General features: G+C 47.4%; 14 protein-coding genes. 9 read left to right on the plus strand and 5 right to left on the minus strand.

From position 1 onward, the window contains the following. Positions 1-87: 87 nt before the first annotated feature. Positions 88-2,766 carry a YfhO family protein gene (locus tag QP339_RS05700; RefSeq protein ID WP_284910752.1) on the minus strand — a complete coding sequence of 893 codons (2,679 nt, stop codon included), beginning with the start codon at positions 2,764-2,766 and terminating at the stop codon, positions 88-90. Positions 2,767-2,926: 160 nt separating this feature from the next. Here QP339_RS05700 and QP339_RS05705 point away from each other — a divergent pair, with 160 nt between their 5' ends. The 8 genes from QP339_RS05705 to glmS all read left to right on the plus strand — a co-directional run bounded on the left by QP339_RS05705 (position 2,927) and on the right by glmS (position 13,153). Next, positions 2,927-5,014, plus strand: a complete 2,088-nt coding sequence (locus QP339_RS05705; RefSeq protein WP_284910753.1) for a penicillin-binding transpeptidase domain-containing protein — start codon at positions 2,927-2,929, stop codon at positions 5,012-5,014. 93 nt (positions 5,015-5,107) lie between these two features. Further along, on the plus strand, positions 5,108-5,263 hold the full coding sequence (gene rpmG / locus QP339_RS05710; protein ID WP_284910754.1) for a 50S ribosomal protein L33: 156 nt from the start codon (positions 5,108-5,110) through the stop codon (positions 5,261-5,263). 140 nt (positions 5,264-5,403) lie between these two features. Then, positions 5,404-6,066, plus strand: a complete 663-nt coding sequence (locus QP339_RS05715) for a rhomboid family intramembrane serine protease (RefSeq protein ID WP_284910755.1) — start codon at positions 5,404-5,406, stop codon at positions 6,064-6,066. 31 nt (positions 6,067-6,097) lie between these two features. Next, entirely contained in the window at positions 6,098-7,072 is a 975-nt protein-coding gene (locus QP339_RS05720; RefSeq protein WP_284910756.1) for an ROK family glucokinase, read from the plus strand. 6 nt (positions 7,073-7,078) lie between these two features. Further along, positions 7,079-7,474 carry a rhodanese-like domain-containing protein gene (locus tag QP339_RS05725; protein WP_070616813.1) on the plus strand — a complete coding sequence of 132 codons (396 nt, stop codon included), beginning with the start codon at positions 7,079-7,081 and terminating at the stop codon, positions 7,472-7,474. Then, positions 7,474-8,118: a DNA-3-methyladenine glycosylase gene (locus QP339_RS05730; protein ID WP_284910757.1), complete on the plus strand. Its 645-nt coding sequence runs from the start codon at positions 7,474-7,476 to the stop codon at positions 8,116-8,118. Before QP339_RS05725 ends, QP339_RS05730 begins: the two co-directional genes overlap by 1 nt. A 287-nt stretch (positions 8,119-8,405) precedes the next feature. Next, the gene (locus QP339_RS05735) at positions 8,406-11,045 is read left to right on the plus strand and encodes a valine--tRNA ligase (RefSeq protein ID WP_284910758.1); all 2,640 of its coding nucleotides are present in this window, start codon (positions 8,406-8,408) and stop codon (positions 11,043-11,045) included. A 299-nt stretch (positions 11,046-11,344) separates the two neighbouring features. Further along, positions 11,345-13,153: a glutamine--fructose-6-phosphate transaminase (isomerizing) gene (gene glmS / locus QP339_RS05740; RefSeq protein WP_284910759.1), complete on the plus strand. Its 1,809-nt coding sequence runs from the start codon at positions 11,345-11,347 to the stop codon at positions 13,151-13,153. A 106-nt stretch (positions 13,154-13,259) separates the two neighbouring features. On the opposite strand, the gene QP339_RS05745 is transcribed toward glmS, so the two are convergent. The 4 genes from QP339_RS05745 to mnmM form a co-directional block, all read right to left on the minus strand. Then, positions 13,260-13,460: a cold-shock protein gene (locus tag QP339_RS05745; protein ID WP_067975685.1), complete on the minus strand. Its 201-nt coding sequence runs from the start codon at positions 13,458-13,460 to the stop codon at positions 13,260-13,262. Positions 13,461-13,640: 180 nt separating this feature from the next. Then, a complete protein-coding gene (gene radC / locus QP339_RS05750; RefSeq protein ID WP_070616821.1) occupies positions 13,641-14,339 on the minus strand; it encodes a RadC family protein in 699 nt (232 codons plus the stop codon). Between the two features lie 114 nt (positions 14,340-14,453). Then, complete coding sequence (locus tag QP339_RS05755) at positions 14,454-15,134, minus strand: hypothetical protein (RefSeq protein WP_284910760.1); 681 nt, start codon at positions 15,132-15,134, stop codon at positions 14,454-14,456. Further along, complete coding sequence (gene mnmM, locus QP339_RS05760; protein ID WP_350225024.1) at positions 15,121-15,705, minus strand: tRNA 5-(aminomethyl)-2-thiouridylate-methyltransferase MnmM; 585 nt, start codon at positions 15,703-15,705, stop codon at positions 15,121-15,123. The genes QP339_RS05755 and mnmM overlap by 14 nt, the downstream gene beginning before the upstream one ends. A 176-nt stretch (positions 15,706-15,881) precedes the next feature. Between mnmM and QP339_RS05765 the strand changes: the two genes are divergently transcribed. After that, a partial coding sequence (locus QP339_RS05765) for a glucosaminidase domain-containing protein (RefSeq protein WP_284910762.1) occupies positions 15,882-16,998 on the plus strand: 1,117 nt, incomplete at its 3' end.

Here is a 16,998-nt window from a genome sequence, read left to right on the forward strand (position 1 = left end):
CCTCCTTTTAAATAGCAAACATTTTTCCAAAACCTGCTCCAAAAGTCAGGCCTGATCGACTTTTGTCCCACTCTCTTTTGTCATTTTTTACTCCTTCTTGTCTCTGCAGTAGAGGAGGATGAGGAGGCCTGCTGTTGTTGCTGAGACGATCAGTCCGGTAGTCAGGGCACTAGGCCAGAAAGATAAGCTAATCTGGTGCTTACCCGCCTTGCCAAGGGGGATGGCAGTGAATCCGCCGTCTAGGACGGGCTGGCTAGAGACTTTTTTACCGTCAACGGTGAAGGTCCAGTTCTGGTTGTAGGGAAGGGTGAAGACCAGCCAGTCTCGGTCTTCCTGGCTTTCGACCTGTCCCTGGATTTGGCGGTTGCTGAACTTATCAATCTTGAGGCCGGAAGCCTGGAGTCGACCTGCCATTTGGCGAACATGGTCTGGATTGAGACGGTAGAGGTTGACATTGTTTAAGGCCAGGTCATCCGCCAGCAATTTGATAGAGAAGCGGTGGCTTTGACCAGCTTCATTGGCTGCTAGGTTATAGACTTGGACACTATTGAAGCTTTTCTCATAGGCCATGGGCTCGCCATCCAGGTAGAAGACTAGGTCATCTTCGTTCAGATGGCCAGGTACCGTCAAGTAATAGGAATCATTGGAATTAAGCTGGATATCGAAATGAATCCAGGCATCGCCCTTATCTGAGGTCTTTCGGTAGTGGGTGTTGATCTGTTTGGGATCTGCACTCTCTACCTTATCTAATTCCAGACCAGCAAAAGAGGCCACTTGGAAATACTGGTAGTAATCCTTAATTGCTTGGCGGTTGGCAACTTGCAGGAGCTGGTCCTGGAGCAAGATGGGATAGGCATTGTGGAGCTTAAGATCTAAGATCTCCCTAGGTAGACTATAAGCCAAGGGAAGGGCACTATCGTTCTCGTAAGCCATCAAATAAGAGTCGGATTGTACTAGGGGATAGCGCTTGGTATCAGGTCGGCTACTAGCGGCTTGGAGATGGATCTGGTTACTGCTTTGATCTGCCGTCTGAGATTTACTTTCGACCAAGTAACGGACACCAAAGAAGGCATCAGTAATTAGAGTTCCGTTATTATAGGACACAAAGCCTTCACTGGTTGGCAGGCCCAGATAGCGGAAGAGCTCAGTGGTTGACTTTTCGATGGTGGAGTTGAAATGGCTGAGGCCGTAATAGTTGAGCTGCATGGGATCATTCTTGGTTCGCTGGAAGAGTTTGCTGATGCGGTAGAAGTCCTTACTAGCAGGATTGAGCTCTTCAATGAAGTCTTCGGTCAGTTGATTGTAGTCCGCGACTTCAGAATGACTGAGATAAGAGATAGCTGACAGAGTCAGACAAGTATTAGCGAAAAGTTCCACAACCGTGAGCAAATAAATGAGAAAAGTTGACCAAGTAGGACGGCGGTCGATAAAGAATAGCATCAGGTTAAAGAGAATGAAGAGTACGAAGCTAGCTAGGATATAGGGCCCCTGCAGGTAGTCGAAACGCTCGCCTTGGCTGAGGACATAGACCGTAGACGCTGTGAAAAGCCCCAAGAGGATAAGGGCGGTCTTGAGATGGAAGCTGCGTAAGTGTCGGTAGCCCCGGTAGGCCAGGAAGAGACAAAAGAAGCTGAAGACAAAGCTAAAGCGGTAGGGGTACCAGATAGGGGGCTGGAAGCCATGCCAAATTATATTGAGGGCTTTGACATTCATCGATAGGATGAGTAGGAAGAGGACCAGCCCAGCCCCCCATTTTTCTTGGCGGGGAATCTTCTTTTGGCTAAAGTAGAGGGCGAGAGCAATTAGGCCCAGGCTACCGATATAGACATTGGGCAGGCCCTCAGGCATCTGGTCGAAGTTAAAGGGGGCCAGGTAAAATTTGCTCAAAAGATCCTGGATTGGATAGGCCAGTTCCCATTCCCAGTTAACCTCACTCGCATAGGTGCCCTTGCTTAGACTGAGTGCCTGGTAGCTCGGCAGGAGGACTAGGGCAGCTAGGCCAGCTGCGGCTAGAGAAGTCCAAGTAAAGCGCCAGACTTGTTTCAAGCTGGCCTGCCAGTTGGGCCAGGAAAAGTCGCGGATGAGGGCATAGACCATGTATAGGGCTAGGAAGAGGCAGACCATGTAGCCCATGTAATAGTTAGCGATGAGGATATAGGTCAGGCTCAGGATATAGACGGGCCATGACCCTTTCTTTAGGAGCTTCTCCAAGCCGTAGACGACTAAGGGGAGGAAGGCATAGGCGTCCAACCACATGACATTTAGCTGGTTAGCAGAGACATAGCCAATCAGAGCGTAAGCAAAGGCAAAGCTAAGCGACCGCCAGGAGATGTCGCCGTAGTGCTTAGCCAGGAGGTATTGGAAGCTGGCACCAGCCGTTCCAATTTTAGCTGCAATGATTAGGGCTACGGCCAGGGTCATCCAAGACTTGGGAAAGAGGAGCAAGATAAGTAGATAGGGGCTCATTAAATAATAAGTCCAGGTCCCAATCATTTCTCCTCCTAGGGCTTTCTGGAAGCTGTAGAGGGCTTGGTCCCATTGTCCCAAGAGAACATTGCGGTAATAGGCATAGAAGTCGATATATTGCTGGCCCAAATCAACAGTGTAGAGACTTCCATCCCCGAAAGGAAAAAGACCTAGACCAAAGAAATAAAAGACCATAAGGATGACAAAAGGTAAGCCAAAGCTGGCCACTAGGGACCAGGCTAGGAGATGCTGGTGGATATTTTCTTTCAGGGTCTGGTAGTAGCGGCTGATCAGATTCATGGGGACCTCCTTCTTAGAATCACGTCTTCATTTAATCTTAATATAAGCAGGGCGAATAGCCAAGACCTTTTATCCTTTAAGCTTAAGATAAAAATGGGTCCTGCGGCTTTCATTCAAACGGTCCATTTGCTATAATAAATGTCTGAAAGAAGGTGAAGAATTGGACAAGCAGCAAGTTAAGCGCAAAGAAACGCACTGGGATCGTTATTTAAATCGATTGAATATTCTTTTGGTCCTAGTTTTTGCTGGATTTGCCCTCTTGATCTTCCGTTTGGGTTATTTGCAGTTAGTCAATGGTCAGACCTTCGAGGAATTGGTCCATCTAACGGAGACAAATGTAGCTAAAGAGGGTGTGCCTCGTGGTTATATTGTCGACCGAGATGGTCATAAATTAGTTGATAATGAAGGCTTACAGGCAATCGGCTACACACGGGGCAAGAATACCAGTGGGGAAGATATGGCTAAGACGGCACGTAAGTTAGCCGACTTCATTGAAATGGATACGGAAGCCTTAACCGAACGTGACCTGAAAGACTATTGGGCAGCAAGTCATGAAGATGAACTTAATGACCGTTTATCCAGTGAGGAGAAACGCTTGAAGGGCGGACAACTCTATGATGCCCAGCTTAACCGTATCCAGTCAGAAGACTTGGACAAGTTATCTGACCAAGATAAGGAAGCTGCCGCGATCTATAAGCAAATGAATAGCGCCTATGCCTTCAGCACAACCCTGATTAAGCATGAGAATGTGACTAATGAAGAAGTGGCTCGGGTCAGCGAGCACAGCGCTGACCTGCCTGGGGTGACAACAACCATTGATTGGAAGCGGGTTTACCCTGAAAAAGACCTCCTGCGCAGTGTTCTAGGCTCTGTTACGACCGAGAAAGAGGGGCTGCCAAGTCATCGGGCTAACCGCTACCTGGCCAAGGGCTATGCCCGTAATGACCGGGTCGGCCAATCTTATCTCGAAGAAATGTATGAAGCAGACTTGAGAGGGGCCAAGGCCAAGTATGAGACCGAGGTCAACCAGAATGGTGAATTGGTCCAAAACCGGCAAAAATACTCTGGCGATATCGGAAACACCCTCCGCCTAACCATCGATACCAACTTACAGAAGCAAGTCGAAGCCATCGCCGAAGACTATTTAGAAAATAAGTCTACTGGCGAAAATAATCAGATTTATGTGGTCGCAACAGACCCACGCAATGGCGAGGTGCTGGCTCTGGGCGGCAAGCGCCGGGGTGAAGATGGTAAGCTCTACGATGATGCTTTAGGAACAATCAACGCTTCCTTTGAAATGGGGTCAACCGTGAAGGGAGCTACCATTGCGGCCGGCTACTACTATGATGTTCTTGAACCAGGGGGAGACAATACTTTTGTCGACCAGGCCTTGAATTTCTCGGGGACGCCAATCAAAGCGTCTTGGTGGTATGCTTTTGATCCAAGCCGCCGGGTCGTTTTAGATGACCGCAAGGCTCTAGCTATCTCCTCTAACGTTTACATGATTCGGGTGGCTATGGCGATCGGTGGCATGCAAGAATACACAGATGGGATGTCTCTGGTAGACCTTGATCCTAATTTAGGGAACAAATTGCGTTATGTTTATGCTCAATTTGGCCTAGGAGTTGAGACCGGTATTGATCTTCAGAATGAATCCACCGGTCTGAATGGTGGTGAATCTGCTCCAGGGAACTACTTAGACATGTCATTCGGCCAGTTCGATACCTATACCCCCATGCAGCTCAACCAGTATGTAGCAACCATTGCCAACGGGGGTAAACGCTATGCCCCCCATTTAATGAAGTCGATTGAAAAGACGGATACCAGCCAAAACGCTAAAGAAAACTTTAACCAGTTGATCTACAAGAGCCAACCCCGTCTTCTCAATGAAGTCCAGGTCGAACCCGCCGCCATCCAAGCCATCCAAGAAGGCTTTCGGGCGGTTGTAGCAGATCCAGATGGCTTGAGTAATGATCTCTTTGGGGGCTTCCCAGTGCCTGTCGCCGCTAAGACCGGGACAGCAGAAACCAATGAACGCGGCATTGTCAATTCGACCTTTGTGGCCTATGCTCCCTATGACAATCCGCGCATTGCCATTTCAATTGTTATCCCTGCCAAGTCTTCATCGGCTGCGGATGTCGACGCTCAAAGTGTAGGCTATGATGTTTTATCAGCTTACTTTGGTCACAATACAAAACAAAATGAAGCAGACCAGAGTCAAGAAGCCAGCCAAGGATCAGACAACTAGAAAAATCATTTTGCAAAGTCTTAAATCATATGCTAAAATATTGTGGTATGCTAAAAAAGAGCAAATGAAATCAAATCAATGGGAGGTAGTCCAATGCGCGTTAACATTCTTTTAGAAAATACTGAATACAAGGGTGAACGTTTATACCTAACTGAAAAAAACAAACGTAACAATCCTGATCGTTTAGAATTAAAGAAATATAGTCCAAAATTAAAACGTGTCTGCTTATTCCGCGAAGTTAAGAAATAAGTTTCAGACAAGTCATGCCGAGCTCCTCTCTGTGATGAGCCGGTGCAAAGAGGGAGAATGCTTTTCCCTCTTTTTATTTTACCTTCACAAGAAGCTACTCTATAATAAATCTATGAACCTTAAAGGGAAGGGAGGATGTTATGAAGCAAAAGCAGCCCATTGTTACTTATAGCCTACTAGCCATCCAAATTATTGTTTGGTTATTAATGACCTGGTTGGGAGGCAGTGAGCGAGCGGACATTTTAGTTTTATTTGGAGCCAAGGTGAATGCCTTGATTGCGGGCGGCCAGTATTGGCGACTGCTGACCCCTATCTTTATCCATATTGGCTTTACTCACTTGCTCTTTAACTCGATTACCTTATACTACTTGGGTCCCATGGTCGAAAGTATCGTGGGTCATTGGCGGTTTTTGGCAATTTATTTACTTTCTGGATTGATGGGAAACTTGATGAGCTACCAGTTCTCAGCTGCTATCTCAGCCGGGGCATCAACGGCCCTCTTCGGCCTCTTTGCCTTCTTTATTGTTAAAGCCTACATGCATCCCAATAATCCTTACTATGAAGCTTTAGGACGAACTTATAAGACACTTATTGCTATGAACATTGTTTTAAATCTTTTGGCTTCTAATGTGGATATTGCAGGGCACTTAGGCGGGGCCTTGGGAGGCTTGTTGAGTTCTTTTATCTTTGCTCAGAAGCAAAATGAAGTTAAAATTTGGCAAATCGTCTTAGCACTCGCTGTGTATGTGGCCATCGTTTATTTCATTCTTGCCAAGACTGGCATTTACCAGCTATTATTTTAGTATGTGTTGATTGAAAGAGGAGGACATTCAAATGGCTGAATATATTGTAGGAATAGACTTGGGAGGCACTTCTGCTAAACTGGCTTTATTTGACCGCCAGCTTGACGAAGTGGGGCGCTGGCAAGTCGCGACAAATGCTAAAAATGGCGGGCAAGCCATTATCCCTGACTTAATTGCCTCTATCCAAAGCGAACTTCAGGAACACAAGTTAGCTTCGAGTGATTTGATTGGGATTGGCATGGGGACCCCTGGCAGCATTGACCGCCAAGCCGGTAATGTACAAGGGGCCTTTAACCTGGGCTGGGCCAAAGCCCAAGACATCAGGGGGGCCTTCCAGGAGGTCTTTCCTGGGGTGAAAGTGGCCTTGGAAAATGATGCTAACGTGGCAGCCCTCGGGGAGCATGCCAAGGGAGCTGGTAAAGACTACCGTCACCTCTTACTAGTCACCTTGGGTACGGGCATTGGTGGAGGCCTAATTGTTAACGACCAATTACTGGTTGGCGCGGGTAACGCCGGGGAAATCGGACACATCCAGGCTAATTCGGAAGGCTTTCTCTGCACCTGTGGCAACCGGGGTTGTATTGAAACCATTGCTTCAGCAACCGGCTTCCGTCAAACAGCTTTGGCCCGTGCCAAACAAGAGGAAAGCCCTGAAAGTTCCTTCAAGAGCTTTGTCCAAGCCCATCCTGACCGAATTGATGCCGAGTTAATTTTTGAAAAAGCTAGGGCTAAGGATGCTTTTGCTCAGGCAGTTGTGGAAGAATGTCTCACTTATTTAGGGCGCTGCCTCAGTCAAATCGCTAACTCCGTCCATCCTCAATGTATTCTCTTAGGTGGCGGGGTGGCCCAAGCCGGAAATTATTTAATCCAGGGACTGAAACCGGCCTTTGAAGCTGGTCTCTACCCAGGTATTAAGGGAAGCGTTGAGATTAAGATTGCCAGCCTGGGCAATGATGCGGGAATGATCGGAGCAGCTTCCCTTATCCAAAATGATCTAAAGGAGTAAGATACTATGAGTCAAAATATTATTTTATACATTTTATTAGCCATTATCCTAGGCTACGGGATCTACCTTGCCTACCAGTGGTGGCAGCGAAAACAGGTAGCAACTACCCTATCCCAGGAAGATTTTGAAGCCGGCATGCGCCAGGCTCAAGTGGTGGATGTGCGTGAAGCTAATGAGTTTCGTTCGGCCCATATTACTGGGGCACGGAATGTCCCTTATTCCAGTCTCCAACAAGGGGTTCCAGGATTCAATAAGAGCCAACCTATTTATCTTTATGATGATGGGGTAGCCTTAGCCGGCCGAGCTGCAGCTAAGTTTTATAAGGCAGGTTTTACTGATCTCTATATCCTCCAAGGGGGCTTCAGAGAATGGGACGGGCGGATTAAACGCCGTGATGCATAGTGGGAGAAGCGACCTTCTTTAAAGATCCTAATCTGACGACGATTGATATAGCACAAGACCTCCTCGGTTGCCTATTGGTTAGCGACCTAGCAGAGGGCCGGACTGCGGGTTGGATCGTGGAAACGGAGGCCTATTTGGGTCATAACGACCGAGCAGCCCATGTTTATGGAGGTAAGCGGACAGCGCGCACGGAAGCCTTCTACCACGAGGCTGGCATCTTCTATATTTATAATATCCACGGTCAATTATGTCTAAATATGATCACCCAATCTCCAAGTATTCCACAAGGAGTCTTAATCCGTGCTCTGGAGCCAGCACAAGGGCTTGACCTTATGACCGAGCGCCGTCAGAAAACAGGCCTTGAATTAGCTAATGGCCCGGGGAAGCTTTGTCAAGCGCTTGCAGTTGACAAAGAACGAGACTATGGCACATCAGTAGAAGAGGGCCCTCTCTATATAGACCTCGATCAGCGGCGCTATCCTCGGCGAATCGCCTCATCAGCTCGTATTGGGATTCCTAATAAAGGGGACTGGACAGATAAGCACTTACGCTTTTATGTCGAGGGACATCCTGCTGTCTCTAAAATGCCCAAGCGCCAGTCCAACTTGGCCCAGGCCTGGAAAGAAGAATTGCCAAATAACTAAAAAACTGTTACAATTTAGCATAGTGATATGAAAAAAAGTAATGCGCAAGAGGCCTTAAAATCATCTGTCCTAAGCGAGTGGGGCTTGGTGGAAACCCATGGCAGATCTTTAGGGTGTAGCTTGCAAACTGACATATTTGTCCGGTTTAAGGCCGTTATCTTCGAGTCAAAAAATTAGGTGGCACCGTGTAAACTTACACCCTATCCCTTTCGGAGGATGGGGTGTTTTTCTTTATGAAGGGACACCTGCCTGTCGGAGAACTTGTCAATTAAGAAAGGAAGTCTGTCATGCAAGAAATTGATATGCCAACAAAGTACCAGCCCAATGAAGTTGAGGCTGGCCGTTATGACCAATGGCTGGATATTAAGGTTTTTGAACCCAATGCCAATCCTGATGTAGAGCCTTATTCGATTGTGATTCCACCACCCAATGTGACGGGTAAACTCCACCTGGGCCATGCTTGGGATGTGACCCTCCAAGATATGATTATCCGCCAGAAACGGATGCAAGGCTATGACACCTTGTGGCTACCTGGGATGGACCATGCCGGGATTGCTACCCAGGCTAAGGTCGAACAAAAATTGCGCGAGGAAGAAAATGTCTCTCGCTATGACCTAGGTCGGGAAGCCTTCATCGATAAGACCTGGGAGTGGAAGGAAGAATATGCTGAAACCATCCGTAAGCAATGGGCCAAAATGGGGATTTCAGTTGATTATGACCGCGAACGCTTTACCTTAGATGACGGTTTATCTGAGGCAGTTCGTAAGGTATTCGTGACCCTCTATGAGAAGGGACTGATCTACCGCGGCGAATATATTATCAACTGGGACCCGGTCTTCCAGACGGCTCTGTCCGATATCGAAGTGGTCTATAAGGATGATGCGGGGGCCTTTTACCACCTGGAATATCCCCTGGCTGATGGCTCTTGCAGCCTCCGCCTAGCAACTACCCGGCCCGAAACCATGCTTGGGGATACGGCTGTAGCTGTCCACCCTGACGATGAACGTTACCAAGATTATATCGGGAAGACGGTCATTTTACCCTTAGTCGGTCGGGAAATTCCTGTGATCGCAGATAGCTATGTAGACCGCGAATTTGGGACCGGGGTGGTTAAGATTACACCAGCCCATGATCCGAATGACTTCGCAGTCGGCAACCGCCACCAGCTGGAGCGGATTAATGTGATGAATGCCGATGGTAGCATGAACGAAAAGGCCGGCAAGTACCAGGGCATGACCCGGGAAGAGTGTCGCAAGGCCATTGTTGAGGACCTTAAGGCGGATGGCAGCTTGGTTGAAATTGAAGAAATGGTCCACAGTGTGGGGCACTCCGAACGGTCAGATGCTGTTGTTGAACCGCGCTTATCGACCCAATGGTTTGTGAAGATGGCGCCGCTGGCTGAGAAAGCCTTGGCCAACCAAAAAACGGAAGACCGCGTAGATTTCTATCCTCCACGTTTTGAACAAACCTTTATTTCTTGGATGGAGAATGTCCATGATTGGGTAATCTCACGTCAACTCTGGTGGGGTCACCAAATTCCAGCCTGGTACCACAATGAAACAGGGGAAATCTATGTCGGCATGGAAGCTCCTGCTGACGAAGAAAACTGGACCCAGGATGAAGATGTCCTCGATACCTGGTTCTCCAGTGCGCTCTGGCCATTCTCTACCATGGGCTGGCCGGATGAAGATGCAGCGGACTACCAACGCTACTTCCCAACCAACACCCTGGTAACAGGCTATGACATTATCTTCTTCTGGGTCAGCCGGATGATCTTCCAATCCCTGGAATTTACTGGTCGCCGTCCCTTCCAAAATGTCTTGATTCATGGCTTGATCCGCGATTCAGAAGGCCGCAAGATGTCTAAGTCTCTGGGTAATGGGGTTGACCCAATGGATGTGGTGGACCAATACGGAGCAGATGCCCTTCGCTGGTTCCTAGCAACTGGGTCGACACCTGGTCAGGACATCCGTTACTATCCAGAAAAACTAGAGGCTGCCTGGAACTTCATTAATAAGATTTGGAATGCCAGCCGCTATGCCTTGATGAACCTGGACGGGCTCAGCTATGATGAGATTGATCTGAGCCAGGTGACGAACATCGTCGACAAGTGGATCCTCACCCGCTTAAATGAAACCATTGAAAAAGTCACCCGCAACTTCGATAACTTTGAGTTCGGAGAAGCTGGACGCTCACTCTACCACTTCATCTGGGATGACTTCTGTGACTGGTATATTGAAATGAGTAAGGAAGTCTTGAACGGCGATGACCAAGCCGCTAAGTTAACGACCCGGTCAGTTCTTGCCTATACCCTTGACCAAATCCTGCGCTTGCTCCATCCGATCATGCCTTTTGTTACGGAAGAAATTTGGCAAAATGTGCCCCATGAAGGTAGTAGCATCGTGACTGCGGCCTATCCCGAAGTTCAAGCGGATCAAATCGATAAAGAAGCAGCCAAGCAAATGGAGGCTCTAATCAGCCTCATCCGTGCGGTCCGTAATGCACGGAATGAGAATAATGTGGCACCTTCTAAGGCGATCGATATCCAAATTAAGGCGGATAGTCCGGCCACTAAGGACACGTTAGAGGCTAATGGCGCCTATCTGGACCGCTTCCTGAACCCTGACCACCTTACCATTGCGACAGACCTAGAAGTTCCCGATAAGGCCATGACTCTCTTCTTTGATGCAGGGGAAGTCTACCTTCCTCTAGCTGGTTTCTTAAATCTCGACGAAGAAATTGCCCGTCTTGAAAAAGAAGCCGATAAATGGCGGGATGAAGTTGCCCGAGTTGAGAAGAAATTAGCCAACCAAGGCTTTGTTAATAATGCTCCTGAAGCAGTTGTCGCTAAGGAACGGGAAAAAGGTAGCCAATACCAAGAAAAACTTCAAGCTACCCTGGAACGTATCGAAGATTTAAAAGCTTAGATTTATAATAACGAAAAGGCTGGGACAGAAGCTCCCAGCCTTTTCAATTAATACGCTTTATGGCAATTGATTGACAAGCTAAAAAAGCTTAGTATAAAATAGAAGGGATCTTCTAATTCATTTAAGGAAATCCTATAGGGATAGCGCCAGGCCTAGGAATAGGTGACGAGGACTGAACTTATCGAATAATCGGCGGATGGTTCAGAGGCTGCATGGTCTATAGGCAGGCCCTCAAATACACAAGGGGCAGGCCAGATGCTGGAAGATCTAGTTATTCTAAACTTTAGGAGGAAATTTATATGTGTGGAATTACTGGATTTATTGGTCAGGGGGACGTCACAGAGGCCCTCTTAAACGGGCTAGAACGTCTGGAGTACAGAGGTTATGATTCAGCGGGGATTTTTACTGTTAATTCTCAAGGTCAAGGCCGGCTTTTTAAAGCAGCTGGACCGATCCAAGCCTTGCGGGATAAGGTCGAAGCTGACCCGTCAGCAAGTGCTGGGATTGGGCATACCCGCTGGGCGACCCATGGTGTGGCTAGCGAGGCCAATGCCCATCCCCATCAATCTGCGGATGGTCGTTTTAGCCTCGTGCACAATGGAGTGATTGAGAATTACCAGGAAGTCAAAGAAAAATATCTAGCAGATTATCCCTTTAAGAGCCAAACAGATACGGAAGTGGTCGTTGCACTGATCGCTTACTTCGCCGAAAAAGATCAGCTGTCCAGTCAGGAAGCCTTCATGCGGGCCTTGGAAGAAGTTGAGGGCTCTTATGCCTTTGTGCTCTTGGATAAAACGAATCCTGATCATCTGTATGCGGCCAAGAACAAGAGTCCGCTCTTATTGGGGCTCGGTCAAGGCTTTAATTGCTTGGTTTCTGATGCTATGGCGGCCATTCAATTGACCGACCAATACCTAGAAATCCATGATGGGGAAGTTATTGACCTGGAAGCCGACGCCTACCATATCCAAGATGCAGCTGGTCAGCCGGTCCAACGGCAAGCTTATACTGCCCGTCTCAATGCGGATGATTTGGAGAAGGGAACCTATCCTTATTACATGCTCAAGGAGATCGATGAACAACCCGCAGTCCTACGCCGGATTGTCCAAGCCTACAGTGATGACCAGGGGAATTTAAGTGTAGATTCTGATATTCTAGCAAAGATCCAAGCTTCCGACCGCCTCTATATCATTGCGGCGGGGACTTCGATGCATGCTGGCTTAATGGGTAAGGCCTTGATTGAATCCTTGGCTAAGATTCCGGTTGAGGTTTGTATCGCCTCGGAATTTGCCTATGACCGCCCCTTATTGAGTGAGAAGCCTTACTTTATCTATATCTCTCAATCTGGGGAAACTGCTGACTCCCGGCAAGTTTTGGTTCAGACTAATGAAGAAGGCTATCCTTCTTTAACGATTACCAATACGCCAGGGTCTACCTTGTCGCGTGAAGCGGACGATACCCTCCTCCTCCATGCGGGACCAGAAATTGCGGTTGCTTCGACTAAGGCTTACACAGCACAAATTGCGGTATTGGCCATTCTTGCCGATGCCTTGGCCCAAGCAAAAGGCGAAAAGCTCGCCTTCGACATGAAGCAGGAATTGGGGCGGGTGGCCCAGGCCATGGAAGCAGCTGTGAGTGAGAAAGACCGCTGCCATGACCTAGCCCGTCAGTATTTTGCCGACCAATCGACTGCCTTTTATATTGGGCGGTCATTGGACTATTATTCTAGCTTGGAAGCAGCTCTTAAATTAAAGGAAATTTCTTATATCCAAGCTGAGGGCTTTGCGGCTGGTGAATTGAAGCATGGAACCATTGCCTTAATTGAGGAAGGAACGCCGGTCATTGCGCTGATTAGTCAAGAGAAAACGGCTGCAATGGTGCGGAGTAATGTGGAGGAAGTCCGCTCGCGCGGGGCTCAAGTTATCCATATTGCCAGCGAAAATTGCCAAAGACCGGGGGACCAATTGCTGGTGATGCAGGTAGAAGAGTGTCTCTTGCCGTTGGTGAGCATTGTCTACGCTCAACTTCTCGCTTATTACGCCACCATTGAACGAGGCTATGATGTGGATAAACCAAGAAACTTAGCTAAATCCGTAACCGTTGAATAGGCGAAGTGGCAATAAATTTAGAAAAAGGCCGCAGGAAAGGGCTTAGTACCTTCTCCTGCGGCCTTTTTGGGCATAAAAAAGGGCTCCTGAGAGCCCTTTTGAAGAATTATAATTTGTTGACATTAGCCGCTTGTGGGCCACGGTCGCTTTCTTCAATTTCAAATTCAACAGATTGACCTTCTTCAAGTGTTTTGAAGCCTTCATCGTTGATAGCTGAGAAGTGTACGAAGACATCGTCAGCACCTTCACGTTCGATGAAGCCAAAACCTTTTGCTGGGTTAAACCATTTAACTGTTCCTTGTTCCATAATATATAAAATCCTCCCTGTGCCTTGGCACAATAAAATATTTAGTGAAGCTTAAGAGGAAAAATTAGCCGTTTTAATGCTAGTTAAAACTTTTAAATTAAAATCCTAAAGGTCACTGACTAATATTATATCAGCAGTTTATAAGTTGGGCAAATCATAAGACTCCAATTTAGATTTATTTTAAAAAATACCGAACTCGCGTAGGCTGACAAAGTCTTCACTCCCTACCACAATATGGTCGAGTAGGTCAATGCCTAGTAAGCTGCCGCAGTCTAGGAGCCGCTGGGTAAAGTCGATATCAGCCTGGGAAGGAGAGGGGTTGCCTGAAGGATGGTTATGGCCAACGATAATGCGAGCTGCGCAGCAGCGAACGGCTGCGTGGTAGATTTCTCGGGGGTGGGCCACGCTCATGTTTAAGGAGCCAATAAAGATGGTCTGCTGGCGGATTACTTCATGCTTAGTGTTTAGAAAGAGGACCAAGACATGTTCTTGTTTGTAGTGGCGCATCTCATTGAGCAACCAGTTGCCTGCCTCTTGGCTAGAACCAATCTGACCAAATTTTGGACACTGGGCTTGGTTGACCCGCTTGCCAAATTCAAGGGCAGCCAGAAGTTCGGCCGCCTTGGCTTGGCCAATGCCAGGAATCTTAGTGAGCTCTTCGATGGACGCATAACGCAGGTCATAGAGATTTTCGTAATACTTCAGGACGCGCACGGCTAAGTCTAAGACCGAGGCTTGGCGGCTTCCTGTTCTTAAGAGGATAGCCAACAATTCATAATCAGCAAGGCGTTCAGCTCCACCAGCAATCAGTCGTTCACGGGGCCGGGATTCTTTATCAAGGTCTTTGAATTGAAGAATGAGGGGTAAGTTATCTGTCATTTTTCTGCCTCCTTATAGATATATAAACCATCGATCCATTAATTCATCAAGTGAGATATCAAAAAGATAAAAACAAAAATCTCCCCAGCTATGGCTGAGGAGACCCAAAACTTTTTATTGATTAGCAGTTCTCTTTTTGAGAGCCTGTTTGTGGTCGTACTGGATAAGGAGGGCGAGAAGATAGGCGATGAGGATAAACCAAGCGCCTTGAGGAAGAAGAAAGCTAGCCAGGATCAAACTCGCCATGAGGCTAAGAATGCCCAAGAATCGATAGAAGCTCTTTTCAACAACAAAGATAGGATCTTGGACTTCCGAGCGCGTGAAGAGAGCAGCCAGGCCAAGAAAGAGGGCGAGGTAGAAAGCGGTGTATTGGTGGCTAACTAGCTGGCTATTCGTATAGAGAATAAGGTAAGTATAGATGATGAGGCTAGCAACATAGGCTAGGTGGGGCATTAACTTGACCAGTTTATGGCTGAGTAGGCTGGAGTGGACTAAAAGGTAGGAGAGGATGAGGAGGCGAGGAACCGGCCAACCAAATTCAAAATAGGCCAAGATGAAGAGCAGCCAGACAAGAACTTCGGCAAGGATGAGCCCCTTGATGTTCTTGACTAGACTCAGTTCTTTACCGTCTGTAAAACAATAGAAAAGTTCGGTTAAGAGCCATTGGAAGGGCAAAATCAAGACCCAGGCTTGCCAGCGCCACTGGTCCACTTGGAAGGCCAGGATTAAGGCTGATAGACTGGCTAAAACCAAGCTATAGACCTTAAAATTAGCTAGCTTTTTAATGATTGTCATGCGCATTTCCTCCTCTCTTTTCAATAATGATCAGCCGGGGCGGGAGATTGCGTTGGTTAATGAATTGAACTTGGCTAATATTGAAAGCCTCCTGAGGATACTGGCTCAGGTGTTGGCAGACCGTCTCATACTCTTCCATACCTCCTGGGTGTCCTAGGTAGGCAGCGACAAGAATCTTAGCCCCTGCTTTAAGATACTGGCAACATTGATCCAAGGCTTGACAAGTTGATTGGCCCTGCGTGATAATGGCCTTGTCCGTACCGGGCAGGTAGCCTAGGTTAAAGCAAGCCAGATCGACAGCAAGGCCTTCTGGCAAATACTGGTCCAAGCAGGCATGGTCCGCTTGGATGAAAGTCACTTGCTGGTCCAATGCTTCTTTTTCTAAGCGTTCTTGGCTGCGTTGGATCGCCTCAGCTTGGATATCGAAGGCATAGACCTTACCCTCTTGGCCAACTAGACGAGCTAAAAAGGCAGTATCTTGGCCTGTTCCAGCAGTGCCATCGAGCGCTGTCATACCGGGACTTAGGCTCTCTTCTATGATGTGGTGGTAGATTTGGATAATATTATGCATGAATTGCAACCTCGATTCTAAATTGGAGTTCAAAGCTTAGGCTTATTATAGCATTTCCTCCTAGATTACAAAAAGGTTACAAATATTAAAAGTCCATACTTTTATTAAATTCACCCCATTTTAGCTAGATTTGAATTATAATAGAAACAAGTAAATTTAAACAGGAGGCTGACACGTTGAAATTGACATTAAATAAAGCTCAACTTTTGAAAACTGGTGCCTTAATCTGTGGGTCTGCAGCTGTTGTGGCAGCAGTCAGTGCCGACCTAACAGAAACCGTGTCTGCAGACCAAGTCGCAGTCACAGCCACTTCGACCAGAAGCAATCAATTCTTAAACAAAGTGATTCCCCATGCCACCGAACTTGCAGGTCAAAATGACCTCTATGCTTCTGTGATGATTGCTCAAGCCGTCCTTGAATCAGGCTGGGGATCAAGTAGTTTATCTCAAGCACCTTATAACAATCTCTTCGGTATCAAAGGAAACTACCAAGGCAATTCAGTCGTGATGAATACCCTTGAAGATAATGGCTCAGGTTCTTATTATGGGATCCGTGACGGCTTTAGAGCTTATCCATCTTATCGTGAGTCCTTAATTGACTATGTGGGTCTCTTGAAGAACGGCCCTTCTTTTAACTCTAATTTCTACAGTGGGGCATGGAAATCGAATACCAACTCCTATCGTGATGCGACAGCTTGGCTAACCGGCCGCTATGCGACGGATACCTCTTATGGTCCCAAGCTAAACAACTTGATCGAAACGTATGGCCTGACTGCCTATGACCAAGGAGGCAGTACAGCTTCCGTTAAGACCCAAGCCCGTCAAAACCTTAGTCAAAAGAAAAGTACTGGCAAGTCTTATACGGTTAAACCAGGGGATGGCCTTTATACAGTGGCGCGCAACTTAGGGACAACTGTTTCCGCCCTCAAGGCCCAATATGGTTTAACTTCAAACTTAATCCATCCAGGGCAAGTTTTCAGCGTGGGAGCCTCCACTAGCAATCGAAAGGCTCAGCCAGCTTCAAGTAGTCAAGCTACTAAGCAGACAAATACGCCATCTACTGGGAAATCTTACACTGTTAAGCCAGGCGACGGCCTTTATACAGTCGCTCAAAACTTGGGGACGACCGTTTCTGCCCTCAAGGCCCAATATGGTTTAACGTCAAACTTAATCCATCCAGGCCAAGTTTTCAGCGTGGGAGCTTCCACTAGCAATCAAAAGGCTCAGCCAGCTTCAAGTAGTCAAGCTACTAAGCAGACAAATACGCCATCTACTGGGAAATCTTACACTGTTA

This window comes from Aerococcus sp. UMB7834, from assembly GCF_030215145.1.
Classification (GTDB): Bacteria; Bacillota; Bacilli; order Lactobacillales; family Aerococcaceae; genus Aerococcus.

Bases quoted from the DNA above. Each gene is read 5' to 3' on its own strand.
- glmS (WP_284910759.1), top strand. From the start codon at position 11,345: ATGTGTGGAATTACTGGATTTATTGGTCAGGGGGACGTCACAGAGGCC.
- QP339_RS05700 (WP_284910752.1), bottom strand. From the start codon at position 2,766: ATGAATCTGATCAGCCGCTACTACCAGACCCTGAAAGAAAATATCCAC.
- QP339_RS05755 (WP_284910760.1), bottom strand. From the start codon at position 15,134: ATGACAATCATTAAAAAGCTAGCTAATTTTAAGGTCTATAGCTTGGTT.
- QP339_RS05715 (WP_284910755.1), top strand. From the start codon at position 5,404: ATGAAGCAAAAGCAGCCCATTGTTACTTATAGCCTACTAGCCATCCAA.
- radC (WP_070616821.1), bottom strand. From the start codon at position 14,339: ATGACAGATAACTTACCCCTCATTCTTCAATTCAAAGACCTTGATAAA.
- rpmG (WP_284910754.1), top strand. From the start codon at position 5,108: ATGCGCGTTAACATTCTTTTAGAAAATACTGAATACAAGGGTGAACGT.
- QP339_RS05720 (WP_284910756.1), top strand. From the start codon at position 6,098: ATGGCTGAATATATTGTAGGAATAGACTTGGGAGGCACTTCTGCTAAA.
- QP339_RS05745 (WP_067975685.1), bottom strand. From the start codon at position 13,460: ATGGAACAAGGAACAGTTAAATGGTTTAACCCAGCAAAAGGTTTTGGC.
- QP339_RS05725 (WP_070616813.1), top strand. From the start codon at position 7,079: ATGAGTCAAAATATTATTTTATACATTTTATTAGCCATTATCCTAGGC.
- mnmM (WP_350225024.1), bottom strand. From the start codon at position 15,705: ATGCATAATATTATCCAAATCTACCACCACATCATAGAAGAGAGCCTA.
- QP339_RS05735 (WP_284910758.1), top strand. From the start codon at position 8,406: ATGCAAGAAATTGATATGCCAACAAAGTACCAGCCCAATGAAGTTGAG.